Source organism: Microvirga tunisiensis (genome assembly GCF_009296175.1).
Classification (GTDB): domain Bacteria; phylum Pseudomonadota; class Alphaproteobacteria; order Rhizobiales; family Beijerinckiaceae; genus Microvirga; species Microvirga tunisiensis.
Genome location: NZ_VOSK01000107.1, coordinates 1 through 20,462, shown reverse-complemented (window position 1 = coordinate 20,462; position 20,462 = coordinate 1). Strand labels below are relative to the sequence as shown.

General features: G+C 64.8%; 24 protein-coding genes and 1 pseudogene. 15 read left to right on the top strand and 10 right to left on the bottom strand.

Translation table 11 applies throughout. From position 1 onward, the window contains the following. Nucleotides 1–254: pseudogene (locus FS320_RS46085) on the top strand (IS630 family transposase); the annotation flags it as partial. Here the strand turns inward: FS320_RS46085 and FS320_RS50255 are convergent. From FS320_RS50255 to FS320_RS22175, 4 genes are all read right to left on the bottom strand, one after another. Continuing rightward, nucleotides 202–423 (bottom strand): acyl-CoA thioesterase, encoded by a 222-nt coding sequence (locus FS320_RS50255; RefSeq protein ID WP_338105442.1) that lies wholly within the window; start codon nt 421–423, stop codon nt 202–204. The pseudogene FS320_RS46085 and the gene FS320_RS50255 overlap by 53 nt on opposite strands. An 8-nt stretch (nt 424–431) precedes the next feature. Next, entirely contained in the window at nt 432–1,580 is a 1,149-nt protein-coding gene (locus FS320_RS22185; RefSeq protein WP_152714118.1) for an iron-containing alcohol dehydrogenase, read from the bottom strand. Nucleotides 1,581–1,762: 182 nt separating this feature from the next. Continuing rightward, a complete protein-coding gene (locus FS320_RS22180) occupies nt 1,763–2,128 on the bottom strand; it encodes a DUF427 domain-containing protein (RefSeq protein WP_152714117.1) in 366 nt (121 codons plus the stop codon). 75 nt (nt 2,129–2,203) lie between these two features. Further along, the gene (locus FS320_RS22175; protein WP_152714116.1) at nt 2,204–3,088 is read right to left on the bottom strand and encodes a methyltransferase domain-containing protein; all 885 of its coding nucleotides are present in this window, start codon (nt 3,086–3,088) and stop codon (nt 2,204–2,206) included. Between the two features lie 100 nt (nt 3,089–3,188). Between FS320_RS22175 and FS320_RS22170 the strand changes: the two genes are divergently transcribed. From FS320_RS22170 to FS320_RS22155, 4 genes are read left to right on the top strand one after another with little or no spacing between them, the layout of a single operon-like run. After that, complete coding sequence (locus FS320_RS22170) at nt 3,189–3,971, top strand: ComF family protein (RefSeq protein WP_152714115.1); 783 nt, start codon at nt 3,189–3,191, stop codon at nt 3,969–3,971. Nucleotides 3,972–4,022: 51 nt separating this feature from the next. After that, a complete protein-coding gene (gene grxC, locus FS320_RS22165) occupies nt 4,023–4,280 on the top strand; it encodes a glutaredoxin 3 (protein ID WP_152714114.1) in 258 nt (85 codons plus the stop codon). Between the two features lie 15 nt (nt 4,281–4,295). After that, the gene (locus FS320_RS22160; RefSeq protein WP_152714113.1) at nt 4,296–5,159 is read left to right on the top strand and encodes a carbon-nitrogen hydrolase family protein; all 864 of its coding nucleotides are present in this window, start codon (nt 4,296–4,298) and stop codon (nt 5,157–5,159) included. Between the two features lie 44 nt (nt 5,160–5,203). Next, on the top strand, nt 5,204–5,650 hold the full coding sequence (locus tag FS320_RS22155) for a DUF1178 family protein (RefSeq protein ID WP_152714112.1): 447 nt from the start codon (nt 5,204–5,206) through the stop codon (nt 5,648–5,650). A gap of 6 nt (nt 5,651–5,656) precedes the next feature. Here the strand turns inward: FS320_RS22155 and FS320_RS22150 are convergent, their stop codons facing one another. Beyond that, nucleotides 5,657–5,980 (bottom strand): ArsR/SmtB family transcription factor, encoded by a 324-nt coding sequence (locus FS320_RS22150; RefSeq protein WP_152714111.1) that lies wholly within the window; start codon nt 5,978–5,980, stop codon nt 5,657–5,659. A 46-nt stretch (nt 5,981–6,026) separates the two neighbouring features. Between FS320_RS22150 and FS320_RS22145 the strand changes: the two genes are divergently transcribed. Beyond that, on the top strand, nt 6,027–6,509 hold the full coding sequence (locus FS320_RS22145; RefSeq protein ID WP_152714110.1) for an SRPBCC domain-containing protein: 483 nt from the start codon (nt 6,027–6,029) through the stop codon (nt 6,507–6,509). A gap of 90 nt (nt 6,510–6,599) precedes the next feature. On the opposite strand, the gene FS320_RS22140 is transcribed toward FS320_RS22145, so the two are convergent. Beyond that, nucleotides 6,600–6,974: a hypothetical protein gene (locus tag FS320_RS22140; protein WP_152714109.1), complete on the bottom strand. Its 375-nt coding sequence runs from the start codon at nt 6,972–6,974 to the stop codon at nt 6,600–6,602. 41 nt (nt 6,975–7,015) lie between these two features. Next, nucleotides 7,016–7,345, bottom strand: a complete 330-nt coding sequence (locus FS320_RS22135) for a hypothetical protein (protein WP_152714108.1) — start codon at nt 7,343–7,345, stop codon at nt 7,016–7,018. 282 nt (nt 7,346–7,627) lie between these two features. On the opposite strand from FS320_RS22135, the gene FS320_RS22130 reads away from it, so the two are divergent. After that, the gene (locus tag FS320_RS22130) at nt 7,628–8,161 is read left to right on the top strand and encodes a metallophosphoesterase family protein (protein WP_152714107.1); all 534 of its coding nucleotides are present in this window, start codon (nt 7,628–7,630) and stop codon (nt 8,159–8,161) included. Nucleotides 8,162–8,170: 9 nt separating this feature from the next. Here FS320_RS22130 and FS320_RS22125 read toward each other — a convergent pair whose 3' ends face one another. Beyond that, nucleotides 8,171–9,361 (bottom strand): MFS transporter, encoded by a 1,191-nt coding sequence (locus FS320_RS22125; protein ID WP_152714106.1) that lies wholly within the window; start codon nt 9,359–9,361, stop codon nt 8,171–8,173. Between the two features lie 98 nt (nt 9,362–9,459). On the opposite strand from FS320_RS22125, the gene FS320_RS22120 reads away from it, so the two are divergent. Both FS320_RS22120 and nhaA read left to right on the top strand, forming a co-directional pair. Further along, entirely contained in the window at nt 9,460–10,365 is a 906-nt protein-coding gene (locus FS320_RS22120; protein WP_152714105.1) for a LysR family transcriptional regulator, read from the top strand. Between the two features lie 97 nt (nt 10,366–10,462). Further along, nucleotides 10,463–11,677: a Na+/H+ antiporter NhaA gene (nhaA, locus tag FS320_RS22115; protein ID WP_152714104.1), complete on the top strand. Its 1,215-nt coding sequence runs from the start codon at nt 10,463–10,465 to the stop codon at nt 11,675–11,677. Here the strand turns inward: nhaA and ubiG are convergent. Beyond that, the gene (gene ubiG / locus FS320_RS22110) at nt 11,650–12,393 is read right to left on the bottom strand and encodes a bifunctional 2-polyprenyl-6-hydroxyphenol methylase/3-demethylubiquinol 3-O-methyltransferase UbiG (RefSeq protein WP_152714103.1); all 744 of its coding nucleotides are present in this window, start codon (nt 12,391–12,393) and stop codon (nt 11,650–11,652) included. The two genes, nhaA and ubiG, sit on opposite strands and share 28 nt — an antisense overlap. Before the next feature lie 142 nt (nt 12,394–12,535). Here ubiG and FS320_RS22105 point away from each other — a divergent pair, with 142 nt between their 5' ends. The 6 genes from FS320_RS22105 (at nt 12,536) to FS320_RS22080 (ending at nt 19,969) form a co-directional block, all read left to right on the top strand. Further along, the gene (locus FS320_RS22105) at nt 12,536–13,774 is read left to right on the top strand and encodes an aspartate kinase (RefSeq protein ID WP_152714102.1); all 1,239 of its coding nucleotides are present in this window, start codon (nt 12,536–12,538) and stop codon (nt 13,772–13,774) included. A 90-nt stretch (nt 13,775–13,864) separates the two neighbouring features. Continuing rightward, entirely contained in the window at nt 13,865–16,132 is a 2,268-nt protein-coding gene (gene ptsP / locus FS320_RS22100; RefSeq protein WP_152714101.1) for a phosphoenolpyruvate--protein phosphotransferase, read from the top strand. Further along, entirely contained in the window at nt 16,132–17,220 is a 1,089-nt protein-coding gene (gene prfA, locus FS320_RS22095; protein ID WP_152714100.1) for a peptide chain release factor 1, read from the top strand. The genes ptsP and prfA overlap by 1 nt, the downstream gene beginning before the upstream one ends. After that, nucleotides 17,217–17,657: a FosX/FosE/FosI family fosfomycin resistance hydrolase gene (gene fosX, locus FS320_RS22090; protein WP_152714099.1), complete on the top strand. Its 441-nt coding sequence runs from the start codon at nt 17,217–17,219 to the stop codon at nt 17,655–17,657. Before prfA ends, fosX begins: the two co-directional genes overlap by 4 nt. Continuing rightward, nucleotides 17,641–18,489 carry a peptide chain release factor N(5)-glutamine methyltransferase gene (prmC, locus tag FS320_RS22085; protein ID WP_162003152.1) on the top strand — a complete coding sequence of 283 codons (849 nt, stop codon included), beginning with the start codon at nt 17,641–17,643 and terminating at the stop codon, nt 18,487–18,489. The genes fosX and prmC overlap by 17 nt, the downstream gene beginning before the upstream one ends. Before the next feature lie 382 nt (nt 18,490–18,871). Beyond that, complete coding sequence (locus FS320_RS22080; protein WP_162866295.1) at nt 18,872–19,969, top strand: DUF4167 domain-containing protein; 1,098 nt, start codon at nt 18,872–18,874, stop codon at nt 19,967–19,969. A 76-nt stretch (nt 19,970–20,045) separates the two neighbouring features. On the opposite strand, the gene FS320_RS47200 is transcribed toward FS320_RS22080, so the two are convergent. Next, the coding region (locus FS320_RS47200; protein ID WP_210252212.1) for a hypothetical protein at nt 20,046–20,462 on the bottom strand (417 nt) is incomplete at its 5' end.

Here is a 20,462-nt window from a genome sequence, read left to right as displayed (position 1 = left end):
ATCCGCGCTTCCACCTGCACTTCACGCCGACCTCGGCCTCATGGCTCAACCAGGTTGAGCGCTTCTTTGCCCTGATCACCCAGGAGCGCATTCGGCGGGGCGCCTTCACGAGCGTGCCCGATCTGGAGAGTGCTATCATGGACTACCTGGAGCACCACAATGCCGACCCGAGACCCTTTGTCTGGACCGCCTCGGCCTCAGCTATCCTGGAAAAGGTCGCCCGTGCGAAACAAGCGTTAGAGTCACAACACTAGCAGACCAAGGCTCTAGCTGTAGCGTTGGCAGTGACTTCGAGCTATCGAAATAGGAGTAATAATGCACGTTGTTCACGTGCCCATAGGCATCGTTGTCCATCCAGCGAGTCGCGATGGGGCGAAAGAGCCTGAAGGCGGAGCGGGCGGGACGCGCGGGGCGGTCTGACATGAGAGTTGTCACCAGGCCGCTTCATAGATGGCGCGCGCATCCTCCAGGGTGAGCGGACGCGGGTTGTTCACGAGAAGGCGCGTCTGCTTCATGGCGTCCTCGGCCATCATCGGCACGGCATCCTGCGGAATGCCCACGTCGCGCAGGCGTGGGGGAAGCCCGACCTTGGTGCACAAGGTGGAGAGCGCCTCGACGAAGGCCGATGCCGTGGCGCGGCCTTCGAGTTCCGGAAAGGCATGCGGCGCAAGCTCCGCATAGGCCGCCTCGCAGGTACTGGCGTTGAAGCGCAGCACATGCGGCAGCACGAGCGCATTGGAGAGACCGTGCGGAATGCCGAAATGGCCGCCGATGGGATAGGCCAGGGCATGAACGGCGGCGACCGGCGAATTGGCGAAGGCTTGGCCCGCAAACATGGAGCCGAGCAGCATGGCCGAGCGGGCCTCGATATCGTGGCCGTGGTGCACAGCGCGCTCGATGTTGCGACCGAGCAGCCGCAGGGCTTCCTTCGCCAGCGCCTGCGAGACCGGATTGTTGTTGGGGCTCGTCGAGGTATAGGCCTCGATCGCATGAACCATCGCGTCGATGCCGGTTGCCGCCGTCACATGCGGCGGCAGGTTCATGGTGAGATCGGGATCGAGCAGTGCGATATCGGGAATGATGAGCGGCGAGACGACGCCCTTCTTCTCATGGGCGCCGGTGGTGACGATGGAGATCGGCGTGACCTCCGATCCCGTGCCGGCGGTTGTGGGAATGGCCAGCAGAGGCAGCCGCGGCCCTTTGGCGATGCCGACGCCGTAGATCTCAGGGAGCCTCTCGTTGCTCGCAGCGAGAAGGGCCACGAGCTTCGCCACATCGATAGAGGAGCCGCCACCGAAGCCGATGACGGCGCGTGCTTCGAAAGCCCTCGCCTTGGCGACAGCCGTCAGCACTACGTCCTCGGGCGGATCGGCAACGACTGCATCGAACACGTCGACCGCGATGCCTGCCTCCTCCAGCACATGGAGAGCCGGGGCGATCAGCCCGGCCTTTACAAGTCCCGCATCGGTGACCAGGAGCACGCGTGGTCCAAGGCGCTGGGCCGCGATCTCGCCCAGGCGCGCGATACTGCCGGAGCCGAAGATGAGCGAAGGGGCGGTGTTGAAGGTGAAGGGCGACATGGAATTTCCCAAGGTAGGGGTCCTTTGCGCCGGAGATTGCCTCGGCCTTGGCGGGCCAGCAACCCGCCTCCGCTTCAGCCATTAGGAGAAGGGCTACGGCAGCACTTCAAAAGGCGCATCTTTTTGTTCTCGGAAGACCAAGGCTGGTCTTCGCTGACGCGCCCTTCGGTTCTCACGATGCGCTAGTCCTGGAACTCCTCGATGGCATCCACCTTCTCCGGATAGAAGGCCAGGTGCTCCTTGATGGCGGCGACGGAGGGAGCGGGCTCCTCATAAGTCCAGGCGGCGTTCTCCCGCACGAGCCCGCCGCCGTTCACGGTGAAGTAAGACGCGTCGCCCTTGTAGGGGCAATGGGTGTGATGATCGGTGGAGTCCAGCAGATCCATGTGCACGTCCTCGCGCGGGATATACAGCACGGGCGGGAGGGTCGCCTCCTGCAGGGTCAGGGCCTCGGTCGTTTCGGCGATGATGAAGCCGCCGAGCATGACTCGGATGCGGTGCGGGTTCTTCGTGACGGTGATCGGATGATCCGGGCCGGGCTCTATCATGGCGTTCCACTTTCCAGGAGGGTCCTCTGGAGAATGAACATAGGGCAACCTGGTTGCAGCCAAAGGCCGCGAGGCTCACCCGCCTTTCGGCTCGTCCTCGGGCCCGCCCTCCTTCACGCCGAGCGCGTCGGCGAGCCTAACCTTCGCGGAGCCGGGGCGCAGCGGCTTCTGCTGGCTTTCGTGCGGTGTCCAGCCGGACAGCCAGACGATCTCGAAGGTCGCCGGAATGCGGCCATCCGCATCGCCGAACCGCTCCGCATAAATCTCCGCCGTCCGCATCAGGGTCACGCGCCGGAGCGGGGTTTTGCGCCGGTCATGCAGGGCGTTGGTCAGTCCCATCCGGCGCAGGTCCTGCATGAGCGCGAAGGCATTGGCATAGCGGACCCGGACGACGTCCGAATCGGTGACCGGCAGGGCGAAACCCGCGCGCTGCAACAGGCCGCCGATGTCGCGAAGGTCGGCAAAAGGCGCCACGCGAGGGCTCACGCCGCCCTCGATCTCGGCTTCCGCCTGCGTCAGGGACTGGCGCAGCTCGGTCAGGGTCGAGCCGCCCAGAAGTGCCCCGATGAACAGGCCGTCGGCCTTGAGCGCGTGGCGAATCTGGATGAGCGCCCCCGGCAGATCGTTGACGCCGTGCAGGGAGAGAAGAGACACCGCGAGATCGAAGCGCGCACCGGAAAACGGCAGGCGCTCCTCGTCTCCGAGAATGCTGCCCGCCTCAGGCACGGACGCCAGGCGGATCACGGTCTCGGCGCGTCCGGTCCGGCGCAACATCTCGGCGGCTATTGGCGTCGGCGTGCCGACATCGAGCGCCAGGGAAAAGGTCCGCAGCACCGTGGAAAGCCGCTCCTCCAGATCTTCGACCGCGCGAACCAGGAGAAAATCGGCATAGCCCTGGTTCAGCGCACGGGCCAGCCTGCGGCGGACGAGGGAGCGGTCGAAGACGAGGGGCGTGTTCATGTGGCGCTCGATATGGCGTGTGCCGGGCCAAGAACCAAGGATTTTTTGTCCTTTCAGGGAGAGAGATGTCAGGAGCCTGCTCATCGGCTAAGCTCGATCCATGCGCAAGCCTCTCGAAATCCAGTCAGTCCCGCTGAGTGCCCGCCTCCGCTCGGGCACGAGAGAGGCATGGCGCGTGGCTCTCGGCCTTCTCTACCCGCCGACCTGCATCACCTGCCAAGCCGCCACCGGGGAGCCTCATGCCCTGTGCGCCGCCTGCTGGTCGAGCATCCGCTTCATCGAGCGGCCCTTCTGCGAACGGTTGGGATTGCCCTTTGCCGTTGATCTCGGCCAGCCGCTCCTCTCGCCCGCCGCCATCGCAGACCCACCGGTCTTCGGGCGTGCCCGGGCCGTGGCGGAATATGACGGGACCGCGAGCCTGCTCGTGCACCGCCTCAAATACAACGATCGTCTGGAGCTCGCCCGTGCCATGGGCGGCATGATGGTCCGGGCCGGCGCGGAGCTGCTGGCCGATGCCGACGTGATCGTGCCGGTGCCCCTACATCGTTGGCGGCTGTGGTGGCGGCGCTTCAATCAGGCGATGGCCCTGGCCAGGGTGGTCTCGTGCGAAAGCTGCGTGCCCTGCGATCCCTTCCTGCTCGCCCGTGTCAAGCGCACCCGCCGTCAGGTCGGGCTCACCAAGGCGCAGCGGCAGGACAACCTCCAGGGTGCCTTCCGCATCCCCACCGAGGCGAAGGCAAAGCTCAAGGGCAAGCGGGTGCTCCTCGTCGACGACGTGCTGACCACCGGCTCCACGGCCAATGCGGCTTCACGGGCGCTCCTGCGCGGAGGCGCCGCCTCGGTGGATATTCTGGCCTTTGCCAGAGTTGTCCAGGAGTTGTGATGGGAGCCCAAGGCTTCCTATATCCTGGCCATCAAAGGAGAACTCTCTGTCATGCCGTCCGTCACGATCTATACCAAGGGCTGGTGCCCCTATTGCTCGGCCGCCAAGAAGCTTCTTGACGACAAGGGCGTCGATTTCACCGAGATCGATATCGAAAAGAAGCCGGAGGCCCGGGCGGAGATGATCCAGAAGGCCAAGGGCCGTTCCACCGTTCCGCAGATTTTCATCGGCGAAAAGCATGTCGGTGGCTGCGATGACCTGTATGCTCTTGATGACAGGGGCCAGCTTGAGCCTTTATTGCAGGCCTGACGGAGACCAGAATTCATGACCTCGACCCGCTTCACCGCCGCCTGCGTCCAGATGCGCTCCGGGCGCGACGTCCTCAAGAACCGCGATGATGCGGTCGCCCTCGTGCGCGAGGCCGCGAGCCAGGGAGCGCATTTCGCCCAGACGCCGGAAATGACCTCCCTCGTGTGCCGGGACCGGGCGGAGCTGTTCGACAAGGTCGGTCCGGAGGCGCAGGACCCGGTGCTCGCGGCCCTGCGCGAGGTGGCGCGGGAGCGGGGCATCGTGATCCAGATCGGCTCCATCGCCGTCAAGGAAGGCGACAAGGTCGCCAACCGCGCCTTCCTCATTGGCAAGGATGGCGAGGTCATCGCCTCTTACGACAAGATCCATCTCTACGACGTGGACCTGCCGAACGGCGAGAGCTGGCGCGAATCGGCCACCTATACGGGCGGATCCTGGGCCGTGGCCGCCGAGACGCCCTGGGGCTATCTCGGCATGACCATCTGCTACGACGTGCGTTTTGCCGCCCTCTACAAGGCGCTCGCCGAGAACGGAGCCTCGTTCCTCTCGGCGCCGGCCGCCTTCACCAAGCAGACCGGCGAGGCGCATTGGCATGTGCTGCACCGGGCGCGGGCCATTGAGACCGGCTCCTTCATGATCTCCGCCGCTCAGGGCGGCCTGCATGAGGACGGGCGGGAGACCTTCGGCCATTCCGTGATCATCGATCCCTGGGGCTGGGTGCTGGCGGAAGGCGGCACGGACCCCGGCGTGTTCCTGGCCGAGATCGACACCGGCGTCGTCGCCGAGGTGCGCGGCCGCATTCCGACCCTCAAGAATGCCCGTCCCTTCAAGGTCGAGGTCATTCCCACCATCGAGACGGATCAGGCGGCCAGAGCCTGATCCCCTTTCCTTTCCGAGCCTGAATTCCTACGTCTTACCAAGATATGATCAAGTATGCCCTGGCCTGCGAGCAGGCCCATGAGTTCGAGAGTTGGTTTCCCTCAAGCGAGGCGTTCGAGACGCAGCGCAAGCGCGGCTACGTAACCTGTCCGTACTGCAACTCGGCCAAGGTCGAGAAGCAGGTCATGGCTCCCTCCGTCGCGCGTACGGATAAGGCCCCGAAAGCGCCGACGCCGGAGGTCCAGCCCGTTGCGGTTCTCTCCGAGCGGGAGCGGGACCTGCGCTCCGCGTTGAGGGCCCTGCGCGAGCACGTGTTGAAGAACGCCGAGGATGTCGGCAAAGGCTTCGTCGAGGAAGCGCGCAAGATGTATTACGGCGAGACCGAGGAGCGCTCGATCTACGGCGAGGCGGATCTCGCCGAAGCGCAGGCACTGCTGGAGGAAGGCATCGACGTTCTACCGCTGCCCGTCGTGCCGGACGACAGGAACTAGGCCAGCCTAAGCCTCCAGATCCGTCTTCAGCTGGTCGAGCATCTCCACCGCCCGGCCGGCATAGGCGCCGATCCAGCGGTCGTAAATATGCTTGATCGGGAGCGGATTGAGATGGTTCCACCGCTCACGCCCCTCGCGCTTGACGATCACGAGATCCGCACCTTCCAAAATCCGCAGGTGCTGCATCACGGTGCAGCGGTCGAGCGCCGGGAAGCGGGCGCACAGTTCGCCCGTGGTCTGCGGCTTGTCTTTCAACGCATCGAGAATGTCGCGGCGGGTCGCGGCCGATAAGGCCTTGAAGACTCGATCACTTTCGTCGCCACTTGACATGTTATGTTTTTATAACATGATGACCCGGCGCGCAAGGAGATCGATCATGGATCTGACGTTCAAAGTGTCTGCCAGGATTGCAAAACCGGTAGCCGAAGTGTTCGAGGCCATCGCCAATCCCTCCGAGCTGTCGCGCTATTTTACGACGGGCGGCGCCAAGGGTCGTTTGGAAACCGGGGCAACCGTCACCTGGGATTTCCACGACTTTCCGGGAGCGTTCCCGGTTTGGGTCGTCGAGGTGGTGCCGGAAAAGCGGATCGTCCTGCAATGGGAGGCCGGCGATGAGCCTCCAAGCAATGCGAATGAAGCAAACGCCTCGGGCCGCTACAAAACGACGGTGACGATCACCTTCGAGCCGCTCGACGATGGACAGCGGACGCTGGTCTCGATCTCGGAGGAGGGCTGGCGCGAGACGGAGGCCGGTCTGAAATCATCCTATGGCAATTGCCAGGGCTGGATGCAAATGCTCTGCGCGCTGAAGGCCTACAAGGAATATGGCATCAATCTGCGGGAAGGTATGTTCAGGTAGGATGCCTGCAGGGCGTGTGCTCATCCCTGTCACCAGAGGCGACAGGGATGAAGGCCTGCTTCGTCTTTCAAACCGGGAACGAGGCGTGGGCTATTTCTTCGGCGTGATCAACTCGACACCGAGCTGCGTCTCGCCTTTGAAAGCCCAGATGCTCTTGTAGCCACCCTTCGTCTCATCGTCCTCGACGAGAAGGGCCGTACCGCTCGCGCCCTTGCTGCTGAAACTCGCAGCCAGAACGCGCTCGTCTCCGATGGCAAAACCGTCGTACCTGTCGCCGGCGATATTCCAGGTGAGCTTGAACGTATCCTTGCTCGTCTGGACGATCGTCAACGTGCCCGTGTAATCGCTGTCCGGCTCACTATTGTGACCTTTGACCGTATAGACGCCCGGGCCGCCCGCCATCGCGGGAACGCTTGCGCCCATGGCCAATCCGAGCATCGCCAATCCCAAAAGTTTCGACTTCATGATATCTCCTCCCGCAAGCGGGCCTTTAAAGAACAGCAGTGTCAGCGATGGTAGGTGAAGGTCGAAATCGAGCAGACGTTGATGGCGCGTTGCACGAGAGAAGTGCCATTGGTGAAGACGGCCTTGAAATCGAATTTGCAGGCGCCGGTGCCGTCGTCAATGTCGATCTCGAAGGTATCGCCTACCTCCAGCGTATCGGAGCCGAGAATGTCCTCTTCCCAGTCGTCCGCGCCAGTATTGGAGGCGTAGAACTCAGACATCGTCAGTCCGGTGTCGTTGACGATATCGACCTTCCGGTTGGCGGCGGAAGCGGCAGTGAAAGCGGACGCGGCAAGAAAGCCGGCCGCGATGAGAGTCGCGACAATCTTCATGGATAGCCCCAGGCTGTTGATGGATTCAGAACGAGTCGATGCTTTGCATCGTGACTGCAGCGAGCCTAGCTGTTGGGGACTTTTATTGTCTCGGTGGGCCTGACGCGAGGCATGGATATCAATGTTTCCGTTACGGAAGTACTACCGCCGCCCCATTTGCGACAAATATCTTAAAGGAATTCCGGCGGCTCTCCTTCGCTCTCGAAACCCAAACCTAAGCGGAACGGCCTTGCCTCTCATGACTTATGCTTGCGCTGAACCAGCTATCGGAGCAGGCATTCTTTGACGGTATTCTTCACCAGCGACACCCATTTCGGCGATCCCCGGGTGCTGCGGATCGACAAGCGCCCGTTTAAGACGATTCCCGAACACGATGCCGCCCTCATGGCCAATTGGAATGCCGTCGTCTCTCCCGAGGACGAGGTCTGGCATCTGGGCGATTTCGCCTTGCATGTGCGGCCGGAGCGTGTCGACGAATTGCTCGGCCTGCTCAATGGCCGCAAGCATCTGATCACCGGCAACAACGATGGCCCGGCAACCCTTGCGGCGAAGGGCTGGGCGAGCGTTCAGGCCTATGCCGAACTTATGCTCGACGGCCATGCGCTCGTCATGTGCCATTATGCCTTCCGGACCTGGAAGAACATGGGTCGTGGCTGGATCGACCTGCACGGCCACTCTCACGCCAAGCTGAAGCCGCAGACGCGCCAATTCGACGTGGGCGTGGATGCCTTCGATTACCGTCCCGTGACCCTAGAGACGATCCTGGCCTCCCGGACACGTCGCCGGAAGGCCAGTGCTGACATGGTATCCGACTGACAGAAGCTGTCAGATACCGGCTTTCACAGGCTTCCATTTCATCGATGCCCCGGCACGATCGAGCCTGCGACTCCACAGCGCCAGGAGAAGGCCGGAGGCCGGCAGCAGGGCTGCGACCCAGGTGACGGATCCCAGACCAGGGCCGTGGTCGATCACGAAGCCGCCGAGCCAGGCCCCGAGGGCATTGCCGAGATTGAACGCGGCGATGTTGAGGCTGGACGCCAGGCTCTGGCCAGCACCGTCGGCCTTTTCCAGAACCCACATCTGCAGCGGCGGCACGGTCGCGAAGGCGGCGGCGCCGAGCAGGCCGACGAACGCGACGGCGGCGACCTTGCTGTGGATGCCGAGGGTCATCGCGGCGAGGACTACGGCCAGCAGGCCGAGGGATCCCAGCAGGGTTGCCATCAAGCGGCGGTCGGCGAGCTTGCCGCCCAGAAGATTGCCCAACACCAATCCGCCGCCGAAGACGAGCAGGATCGGCGAGACGGCGTCCTCCGAGAAGCCGGTGATCTGCGTCAGGATCGGCGCGATATAGGTGAAGACCGCGAACACGCCGGCATAGCCGAGTACCGTGGTGAGAAGGCCGAGCAGCACGGGGCGACGCGACAGCACCTTCAGTTCGTCGGAGAGACTGCCGCCCTCGGTGGTTTCCTGACGATCCTTCGGGACGAAGAGCGCGATCACGGCCAGCGCCGCAATGCCGACGAAGGTCACGGCCCAGAACGTCGCACGCCAGCCATAGGCTTGGCCGAGCCAAGTGCCGAAGGGAACGCCGAGGATGTTGGCGACCGTCAGACCGGTGAACATGATGGCGATGGCCGAGGCCTTCTTGTCGGCGGGCACGAGGCTCGTCGCTACCACGGAGCCGACACCGAAGAAGGTGCCGTGCGCGAAAGCCGTCAGCACGCGGGCCGCCATCAGCGTCGCGTAATCCGGCGCGACCGCGCAGGCGAGATTGCCGAGGGTGAAGACGACCATGAGGGCGAGAAGCACCGTCTTGCGCGACCAGCGGCCCGTCAGCGTGGTAAGCAGCGGCGCACCGACCACGACGCCGAGCGCGTAGCCGGAAATGAGCAGACCCGCCGCCGAGATCGAGACGCCGAGATCGGCGCTCACCTGAAGCAGCAGGCCCATGATGACGAATTCGGTGACGCCGATGCCGAAGGCACCGGCCGTCAGCGCGTAAAGAGCAAGAGGCATGGGAGACGTCCTTGAGCGAAGTGTCGCCGCAAGATGGACGCAACCCCGCTTATGAACTAGCCTGACGGCAGGCACATCATCTATGAATTGAACTCACAATGGCCAGGATGGACATCAACCGGTCCGGCGAGATGGAGGTCTTCGTCCGGGCCGTCGATCTCGGCGGTTTCTCCGCAGCCGCGCGCGCCTTGCGCATGACGCCCTCGGCGGTCAGCAAGCTGATCGCACGGCTGGAAGCTCGTCTCGGCGCCCGCCTCGTCAACCGCTCGACCCGCAAGCTCCAGCTGACGCCGGAGGGCTCGGCCTTCTACGACCGCGCCGTCAGCGTCCTGGCCGATCTCGACGAGGCCGAACGCAGCGCCGCAGCAGGCGCAACACCGCGCGGTCGCCTCCGGGTGAACACGAACGTTCCCTTCGGCACCCATCATCTCATCCCCCTCCTGCCGGATTTTCTCTCCCGCCACCCGGAGGTGACTGTCGAAATCACGCTGACGGACACAATCGTCGATCTGCTCGAGGATCGCGCCGACGTCGCCATCCGCGTCGGCCCGTTGAAGTCCTCGCAGCTCGTGGCACGCAAGCTTGGCGAGAGCCGGATGATGCTGCTGGCCGCGCCCTCCTATCTGGACAGGCACGGCACGCCGCAAAACCCGGAAGACCTCGCCCGCCACAACCTGCTCGGCTTCAGCTTCGCCCGCCAGAGCAACGGCTGGCCCTTCAGGGATCGGGAGGGCAATGCCAGCGCCGTCGTGCCGACCGGCAACGCGCAGATCAGCGACGGCGAATCGATGAGGCTTCTCGTGCTCACCGGCCTCGGCATCAGCCGCCTGTCCCGATTTCATGTCGGGCGCGACGTGGAGGCCGGACGGCTCGTACCCCTGCTGGAAGCCTACAATCCCGGCGACACGGAGAGCATTCACGCGGTCTATGTCGGCGGCGGCCACCTGCCCGCGCGGGTTCGTGCCTTCCTGGATTATCTCGTCGAGACGGTTCGGCTCGATTGAGCAGAGTTCCTCCTGATTTCGTCATTGGACAGGGTTATTCTCGACACTTTAAGCCCCGGGCCATTCACCGTAAGGTTCGCCCCGCAAGGAGCTATCCATGGATCGGCCGGGACACAGCCCGAAATCTCAACGCCGCGTCTCCTTGATGCGCCGGTTCTTCGACAGCGAGGCGTCAGGCGGCATGATCCTCATGGGCGTGACGGTGGTCGCCCTTGTCATCGCCAACTCCCCCGTGGCCGGCACCTATTTCGCCGTCCTGAAAACCTATGTTCTGGGCCTGAGCGTCCTGCACTGGATCAACGACGCGCTCATGGCGGTGTTCTTCCTGCTGGTCGGCCTCGAGATCAAGCGCGAGATGCTGGACGGGCAACTCTCCACCTGGCCTCGCCGGATCCTGCCCGGCATCGCCGCCGTCGGCGGCATGGTCGTGCCGGCCCTGATCTATCTCGCCATCACCTGGAACGAGCCGCGGCTTCATTCCGGATGGGCGATTCCGACCGCAACCGACATCGCCTTCGCCCTCGGTGTGCTGGCCGTCCTCGGATCGCGGGTGCCGACCTCTCTCAAGATCTTCCTGACCGCACTCGCGATTCTCGACGATCTCGGCGCGATCATCATCATCGCGTTCTTCTACACGGGCGACCTCTCGCTCCCGATGCTCGGCGCAGCCGCCCTGTGCCTTGTCGTGCTCATCGCCTTCAACCGCTTCCATGTGACGGCGCTCCTGCCCTATCTCGTCGTCGGCGCGGTGCTGTGGTTCTTCGTGCTGAAGTCGGGTATCCACGCGACGCTCGCCGGCGTGGCGCTTGCCCTCACGATCCCGCTCCAGGCCCTTCCGAAGAAGACCAGGGCCGAGGACTCGTCCCTGCATCGGCTGGAACATGCCCTCCAGCCCTGGGTCGCCTATGCGATCATTCCGATCTTCGGTTTCGCCAATGCGGGCGTGCCGCTCTCAGGGCTGTCGTTCGACTCCCTCTCGAGCCCGCTGCCGCTGGGCATCGCCCTGGGGCTTTTCGTCGGCAAGCAGCTCGGCGTTTTCGTCTTCTCGGAACTGGCGATCAGACTGAACTTCGCCGACATGCCCGCGGGTGCAAGCCGTGCCCAATGTTACGGCGTCGCGCTGCTCTGCGGCATCGGCTTCACCATGAGCCTGTTCATCGGCGCCCTCGCCTTCCCGGGCCAGGAGGACCTGATGAACGCGACCAAGATCGGCGTGCTCATGGGCTCGGCCCTCTCGGCGCTCGCCGGCTATCTCGTGCTCAGCCTCGCGCCGCGGGAGCAGCCTCACGCCCGTGCGGCGAGGAGCATGTAGTTGACCCCCGTGTCGGATGAGAGCGACCAGGTATCCCGCAGCGGGTTGTAAGACACGCCCTCGAGATCATGGACGGCGAAGCCCGCATGTCGAATGGCATCGGTCAGCTCGTCGGGGGTGACGAACTTGTCCCATTCATGAGTGCCCTTGGGCAGCCAGCGGAGGATGTATTCGGCGCCCACGATGGCGGAAGCGAAGGAGCGCAGGGTCCGGTTGATCGTCGCCATGGCGAGGCACCCGCCCGGCTTTACTCCTTGAGCGCAGGCGTTCACGAAGGCCTGCCGGTCCGCCACGTGCTCGATCACCTCCATGGCGAGCACCATGTCGAAGGTCTCACCCCTGGCGACCACGGCCTCCACCGTCTCGTTGCGATAATCGATCGCGATCCCTGCCCGCTCGGCATGGAGCCGGGCGACCGAGATATTGGTGGGGGCCGGATCGAGCCCGGTGACCTTGGCGCCCAGCCGCGCGAGCGGCTCCGACAGCACGCCGCCGCCGCAGCCCACGTCGAGGATCGTGATCCCCTCCAGCGAGCGGGCCGAGCGCGGATCGCGCCCGAAGCGTCGGCAGGCCTCGTCCCGGATATAGGCCAGCCGCACCGGGTTGAACTTGTGCAGGACCTTCATGGGTCCCTTCGGGTCCCACCAGGTTTCGGCGATCGTCTCGAACCGGGCGACTTCGGCCGGATCGATGGTCGTGGATGCGCCTGCGGACATGGCGGACTCCTTTTTTCGTGCCGATGGAAAAAGGCAACAAAACAGCGCGTTGACAGGGCGCACCCCTCCCGTCATGTATACGCGCCTTTTCGCGGCGCGAAGGGGCAAATTTCTCATTTTCTCATCACGGCCTTCCTCGCCCATGCCCCGTCTTGTCATGAAGTTCGGCGGAACATCCGTCGCCACCGTAGAGCGCATCCGCAACGTGGCGCGGCACGTCAAACGTGAGGTCGAGGCCGGTTACGACGTCGCCGTCGTCGTCTCCGCCATGGCGGGCAAGACCAACGAGCTCGTCGGCTGGGTGAAGGACGCCTCGGGCCTCTACGATTCGAAGGAATACGACGTGGTCGTCGCCTCCGGCGAACAGGTGACGTCCGGCCTTCTCGCCATCGCCCTTCAGGAAATGGGCCTCAAGGCCCGCTCCTGGCAGGGCTGGCAGATCCCGATCATGACCTCGGAAGCCCATGGTTCGGCGCGAATCGCCGCCATCGACGGCACCGGGATTCTCAAGAGCTTCACGGACAACAGGGAAGTCGCCGTCGTCTCTGGCTTCCAGGGCGTTCACCAGCCCACGGGCCGCGTCACGACCTTGGGCCGCGGCGGCTCGGATACCAGCGCCGTGGCGCTCGCCGCCGCCATCCAGGCCGAGCGCTGCGACATCTATACGGACGTGGACGGCGTCTACACCACCGATCCGCGCATCGTGCCCAAGGCCCGGCGCCTGGACAAGGTTTCCTACGAGGAAATGCTGGAAATGGCCTCGCTGGGGGCCAAGGTGCTTCAGGTGCGCTCGGTCGAGCTCGCCATGATGCATCGCGTGCCGACCTATGTTCGCTCCAGCTTCGACGATCCCGCCGACCCCAAGCTCGGCACCCTCATCTGCGACGAGGAAGACATCATGGAACAGCAGATTGTCACGGGCATCGCCTATTCGCGCGACGAAGCCCAGATCACGCTGCGGGACATTGCGGACAAGCCGGGCATCGCCGCCTCGATCTTCGTGCCCCTGGCGGACGCCAACATCAACGTGGACATGATCATCCAGGTCGTGTCCGACAACGCCGCCACCACGGACCTGACCTTCACGGTGCCGACCGCCGATTACGAGCGGGCGGTCGCGATCCTCAACACCCACCGGGACGAGATCGCCTTCAAGGAGCTCCAGGGAGCGACCGATGTGGTGAAGGTCTCGGCCATTGGCGTCGGCATGCGCAGTCATGCGGGCGTTGCGGCACGCGCCTTCAAGGCCTTGGCCGACAAGGGCATCAACATCCGGGCAATCACGACCTCTGAGATTAAATTCTCAGTACTGATCGAGTCGGCCTATACGGAGCTTGCGGTGCGCACGCTCCACTCGCTATACGGCCTTGATCAAGCCTGATTGACGAGGGAACAGTCGGGCTGCGACACTCGTATTAGGTAGCCGCCGGTTCGCCTTGCCGGCTCTTGAAGGACGGGAACTGATAAGCTCATGCCAAGCGCTCCCGGCGGTCCGCGCCTTCTGCTGCGCCGCCTCCGCGAGATCATGGCGGAGCCGGTCGGGGCGCAGGACCGTCTCGACAAGATCGTCACCCAGATTGCCGCCAACATGGTCGCGGAGGTGTGCTCCGTCTATGTGATGCGCGGCGATGGCGTGCTCGAGCTGTTCGCCACCGAGGGTCTGAACCGGGAAGCCGTCCACCTCACCATCATGCGCTCGGGCGAAGGCCTCGTCGGCCTCATCGCGTCGACCGCCGAGCCTCTGGCGCTCTCCGACGCGCAAAGCCACCCGGCCTTCTCCTACAAGCCGGAGACGGGCGAAGAGATCTACCACGCCTTCCTCGGCGTGCCGCTCCTGCGCGCCGGCAACACGCTCGGCGTTCTCGTCGTCCAGAACCGCACCTATCGCGTCTATGCCGAGGAAGAAGTCGAGGCGCTTCAGACCACCGCCATGGTGGTGGCCGAAATGCTCGCGACCGGCGAGCTGCAGGCCCTGGCGCCGGTCGACACGGGCATCGCGCTCCGCCGCGCCGTCTACCAGAAGGGCGTCGCCCTCGCCGACGGCGTGGGCCTGGGCCATGTGGTGCTCCATGAGCCGCGCGTGGTCGTCAAGAACCTCATCGCCGAGAATATCGACGCCGAACTCCGGCGCCTGGATTCGGCCATCGCCGAGGTGCGGCTGTCCATCGACGAGCTGATCGAGCGCGGCGACGTCGCCCATCATGGGGAGCACCGGGAGGTTCTGGAGACCTTCCGCATGTTCGCCCACGACCAGGGCTGGCTCCGGCGCATGCGCGAGGCCGTGACGTCGGGTCTGACGGCCGAAGCTGCCGTGGAGCGGGTCCAGTCCGACAACCGCGCCCGCATGCTGCGTCAGACCGATCCTTATCTGCGCGAGCGCCTGCACGATCTCGACGACCTCGCCAACCGCCTGCTGCACCGCCTCGTTGGGCGCAATCTTGTGGCCGAGCGGGGACAATTGCCAGAGAACGCCATCCTGGTGGCCCGCTCCATGGGACCGGCGGCGCTCCTCGACTACGACCGCTCGAACCTGCGCGGCCTCGTGCTCGAAGAGGGTGGACCGACGAGCCACATCGCCATCGTCGCCCGCGCCCTCGGCATTCCGGCCGTGGGTGAGGTGTCGAACGCAACCTCACTGACGGAGCAGGGGGATGCGATCATCGTCGACGGTGCCGCCGGCGAGGTGCAGATCCGACCCAATCCCGACGTGGAGGCGGCCTATGCCGAGAAGGCGCGCCTTCGTGCCCGTCGGCAGGAGCAGTATCTCAAGCTGCGCGACGTGCCCTCCATCACCAAGGACGGCATCGAGGTCACCCTGCAGATCAATGCCGGTCTCGTGGTCGACCTGCCGCATCTGGCCGAGACCGGGGCTGCGGGCGTCGGTCTGTTCCGCACCGAGCTTCAATTCATGATCGCCGAGCGGATGCCATCGGCCTCCGAGCAGCAGGCGCTCTACAGCACCGTCTTTGCGGAAGCCGGCGACAGGCCCGTCACCTTCCGCACCCTCGATATCGGCGGCGACAAGATCCTGCCTTACATGCAGTCGGTCGAGGAGGAGAACCCGGCCCTGGGCTGGCGCGCCATCCGCATCGGCCTCGACCGGCCGGGCCTGCTGCGCGCCCAGGTCCGCGCCCTTCTCAAGGCCGCCGGCGGACGGCCTTTGAAGATCATGTTCCCGATGGTGGCGACCTGCGACGAGTTCGAGCGCGCCAAGCAGATCGTGGAGCGGGAGAAGGCCCATCTCGCCAATCATGGGCACCCTCTCCCGAGCGACCTGAAGCTCGGCGTCATGCTGGAAGTCCCATCGCTCCTGTTTCAGCTCAAGGAAATCTGCGAGAGCGCCGATTTCATCTCGCTGGGAACGAACGATCTGATGCAGTTCCTGTTTGCCAGCGACCGCGAGAACCGGCGCGTGGCCGATCGCTTCGATCCCTTGAGCGCACCCATGCTCCGCGCCTTGAACATGGTCGTGGAGCAGGCCCAGGCGGCCGGCTGCCTGGCGACCGTCTGCGGCGAGATCGGCGGGCGCCCCCTCGAGGCCATGGCCCTGATCGGCCTCGGCTTCCGCTCGCTTTCCATGTCCCCGTCCTCCATCGGTCCGGTCAAGGCCATGCTGCTGGAAATGAACGTCGCGGAGCTCAGTGTCCTGATCCGCGAGGAACTGAAGAATGCCGGGGGCGGCGAAACGCTGCGCCCGAAGCTTGCCCATTTTGCGGAAACCCATGGTATTCCGGTCTGATGTCGATAGCGCCTCCCTCTGATCGCCTGAACGCCATTCTCGCCCGCCATGACATCATCACGGCGACGCTCAATGCAGGCCCTGATCCCGAAACCTTCGTCGCCCTGTCCCGCGAACTGTCAGAGCTCGACGGCGTGGCGGACGCCATCCGCGCCTATCGCGCGATGGAGGACAACCTGAACGGCCTTCAGGCCCTGATCGACGATGCCTCGACCGATGCCGAGATGCGCGGGCTCGCCGAGGACGAGCTGCCCCGGGCCAGGGAGGATCTGGAAAAGGCCGCGCAGGACCTGCGCATCAGGCTCCTGCCCCGCGACGAGGCTGACGAGAAGAGCGCCATCCTCGAAATCCGCGCCGGCACCGGCGGCGACGAGGCCGCCCTCTTCGCCGGCGACCTGCTGCGCATGTACACCCGCTATGCCGACCTGAAGGGCTGGAAGGTCGAGATCGTGTCCGAGAGCGAGGGCACGGCCGGCGGCTACAAGGAAGTCGTGGCCGAGATCAAGGGACGCGGCGTGTTCGCGCGGCTCAAGTTCGAGAGCGGGGTGCACCGGGTGCAGCGCGTGCCGGACACGGAAACGCAAGGCCGCATCCACACCTCCGCGGCCACCGTGGCCGTGCTGCCGGAGGCCGAGGACGTGGACATCGTGATCAACGACGCCGACCTGAAGATCGACACCATGCGGGCGCAGGGTGCCGGCGGTCAGCACGTGAACAAGACCGAATCGGCGATCCGCATCACCCATCTCCCGACCGGCATGGTGGTGTTCGTCCAGGACGAGCGCTCCCAGCACAAGAACCGCGCCCGCGCCATGGCCCTGCTGCGCGCCCGCCTCTACGATGCCGAACGCACCGCCAAGGACGCCGTCCGCGCGGCCGACCGCAAGGCGCAGGTGGGCTCCGGCGACCGCTCCGAACGCATCCGCACCTACAACTTTCCGCAGGGGCGCGTGACCGACCACCGGATCAACCTGACCCTCTACAAGCTGGAAGAGGTGATCGCCGGCAATGCCCTGGACGAGCTGATCGACGCGCTGGTCACCGAGCATCAGGCGGCCCAGCTCGCCTCTCAGGATCAGGCGGCATGATCGCAGGCCAGAGGGTCGAGGGCTTAAGCCACATCACGCTCCTCACCCGAGATCTTGCCCGCATGAGCGCCATCGTCGAAGGGGCGCTCGGCGGCCGGGAGATCTACTCCTCCGGCGAGGCCACCTTCTCCCTGTCGCGAGAAAAGTTCTTCGAGGTCGGCGGGCTCTGGATCGCCGTGATGGAGGGCGAGAGCCTTCCCACCCGCACCTACAACCACATCGCCTTCAAGATCCCGGCGTCGGCCATCGACGAGTACCGGGCGCGGATCGAGGCCCTGGGGCTGGCGATCCGCGAATCCCGCCCGCGGGTCGAGGGCGAGGGTCATTCGCTCTATTTCTACGACGACGACAACCACCTGTTCGAGCTGCATACCGGCACCCTGGAGGAGCGGCTCGAACGCTATCGGCAGGGCCGAAGCCGTGAAGACACGCGCTGAAGCGCTGAGGGAGCTGCGCCGGACCCTCAGCGAGGCCGGGTTTGAGACCGCGGCGCTGGATGCACGGCTCCTCCTGCTGGCCGCCCTTGGCATTTCGGCGACGGATCTTATCACCCGGCCCGATACCCGCCTGTCACCGGATGAGGCCGAGACCCTCGCCGCCTTCACCCACCGGCGTCTTGGCCATGAACCCGTCGCCCGGATCGTCGGGGTCCGGGAGTTCTGGGGCTTGCCCTTCCGCCTTTCCCCCGAGACCCTGGTGCCCCGCCCCGACACGGAGACCGTCGTCGAGACCGCCCTCGACCTCCTGCCGGACCGGCAGGCGCCCCTCAGGATCGTCGATTTCGGCACCGGATCGGGCTGCATCCTGGTCGCGCTCCTCCATGAGCTGCCCCGGGCGACGGGCCTTGGGGTCGACTTGTCCTTTGGGGCCCTTGTGACCGCCCGCACCAATGCCGCCGACAACCGGGTCGGCAGCCGCTGCCATTTCGCCCTGTCCCGCTGGGCCGACGCGGTTTCGGGCCCTTTCGACCTTATCGTCTCGAACCCGCCCTATATCGCCTCCGGGGTGATCCCGACCCTCGACGAGGAGGTGCGGGAGCACGATCCGACGCTTGCCCTCGACGGCGGCCCGGACGGCCTCGAACCCTACCGGATCCTTCTGAACGAAGCCGGGCGGCTCCTCGCTCCCCAGGGCCTGCTCGTGGTCGAGATCGGCTATGATCAGGCCGAGGATTTAGTAAGCTTGGCAAGGATTTACGGCCTTGAAATCCTGCGGGTCGCCCACGATCTATCGGACAACCCCCGCTGCATCGCCATGAAGCGATCGTGATGGACGGGGTGCGGCTTTCTTGTCCCAGGGCGGGATAAAGTCTGAAATAGCCCTTGTTGGACCGGACGGAACCCGCTAGATTCGGATCTAGAGATCGTCCTCGGTCTAAACAAATCGGCAGCCCTTGAGGGAATGCCGGAAGACCAAACGATATCAATCGCGCAGGCAGGGGCTTTTGAAACGGAACAGCCTGGCGCGATTATCTGAACCCGACACTGAAGGATGGCCAGGCCTGTCTTAGGCTATGGCCGAATGTCAGACGGTTGCCACGCGAACGGTGGGCGCTGAGCCCGTTCGGTGAATATTGGCTTGCATATCGCGTGGGCATGAAGAACCAGCGAGGCTCGTAGAGCGAACAATGAGACCAGGACAAAACAGGCGTATGCGCGGTCGTAACAACAACAACCGCAACAACAACAAGGGACCTAATCCCTTGACGAAGAGCTATGAGTCGAACGGCCCGGACGTGAAGATCCGCGGCACGGCTCAGCATGTCGCCGAGAAATACAGCCAGCTCGCCCGCGACGCGCAGTCGAGCGGCGATCCAGTGGCGGCCGAGAACTACTTCCAGCACGCCGAGCATTATTTCCGCATCATCGCGGCCGCCCAGGAGCAGCTGCGCGAGCAGTACGGCTACCAGCAGCGTCCCTTCGACGAGGAAGGCGGCGACGAGGAGGGCTTCGGTCAGGGCGAGCGTCCGAACTTCGAGCGCGCCGGCGGCGGCCAGGATTTCGGCAACGGCGAGGAGCAGGATTTCGGCTCCCAGCCGCAGCCTTACGAGAACCGGGCCGACCGCAATGAACGCCCCGCCCGCTACGATCGCCAGGATCGCGGGGATCGCCAGGATCGCCCCGACCGTGGTGACCGGCAGGAGCGCAACGACCGTCAAGACCGGAATGACCGCGGCGACCGTCGCGAGCGCTTCCAGCGCGACCGTGGCCCGCGCCAGGACTTCCAGCGTCCGGACTCGCAGCGTCAGGATTCCCAGCGCGACGAGCAGCCTTACGAGGCCCGCTTCGAGGGTGGCGAGCGCAATGAGCGCCCTGCCCGCTTCGACCGTGGGGATCGCCCCGACCGCAACGATCGTCAGGACCGGGGTGATCGCCCCGATCGCGGCGACCGACAGGACCGGGGTGATCGCCCCGATCGCGGCGACCGACAGGAACGCACAGACCGTCCCGAGCGTACCGACCGCCCCGAGCGTCGTGAGCGCTTCCAGCGCGACCGCCGCCGTGACGAGGCCGAGGCGCCCGAGCAGGGCACCCTGCCGGCGTTCCTGACGAACCCGGTCCGCTCGCCGGCTCCGGTTGCCGTCGAGGAGGCTCCCCCGGCAGCCCCGGTCGTGCAGGAAGCGGCCAATGACGAGGAAGCCCCCCGTCCGCGCCGCCGTCGTCGGACCCGCCAGGAAATGATCGATGCGGCCAATGCCGGGAACGCCGGCTTCACGCCGGATCCGGCCGAGACCCCGGCTGCCGAGTAAGGCCAAGCGACAAAGCAATGCGAAAAGGGAGAGCCTGGCTCTCCCTTTTTTGTTGCCTCGAAGGCAGGGGCCGCGATCACGGCTCCATATCCGAGCAAATGAGTTCCCGATTCCACGGCCTGTCAGGGACGACATCCTCGTCATGGCCGGGCTCGCCCCGGCCATCTCGATTGGAAGAGTTCTGCGCTTCTCGGCTCGGGATCACCGGCACGAGGCCGGTGATGACGTGGGAGGATGTCTTTCCCGGAAGAACCGCGTCAGCGCGGGTTAGTGCATCGAACGCGAAAGTGGGAACCGGTTTTGCGTGAAAAGATGCGATAAGCCAAAAGCTTAGAGCATCGGACGGTAACATTGGCAAAAGTCCGGGCTGAGCTGGCGGGTCGGGGTTCCGGCGCAGCGACAATTCTGATTCAATCCCCTGCATGTCACCGGCCCCGGATCTTGATGGCCTGTCGAACGCCGATCTGAAGCGGTTGGTGCTGGAGCTGTTGGG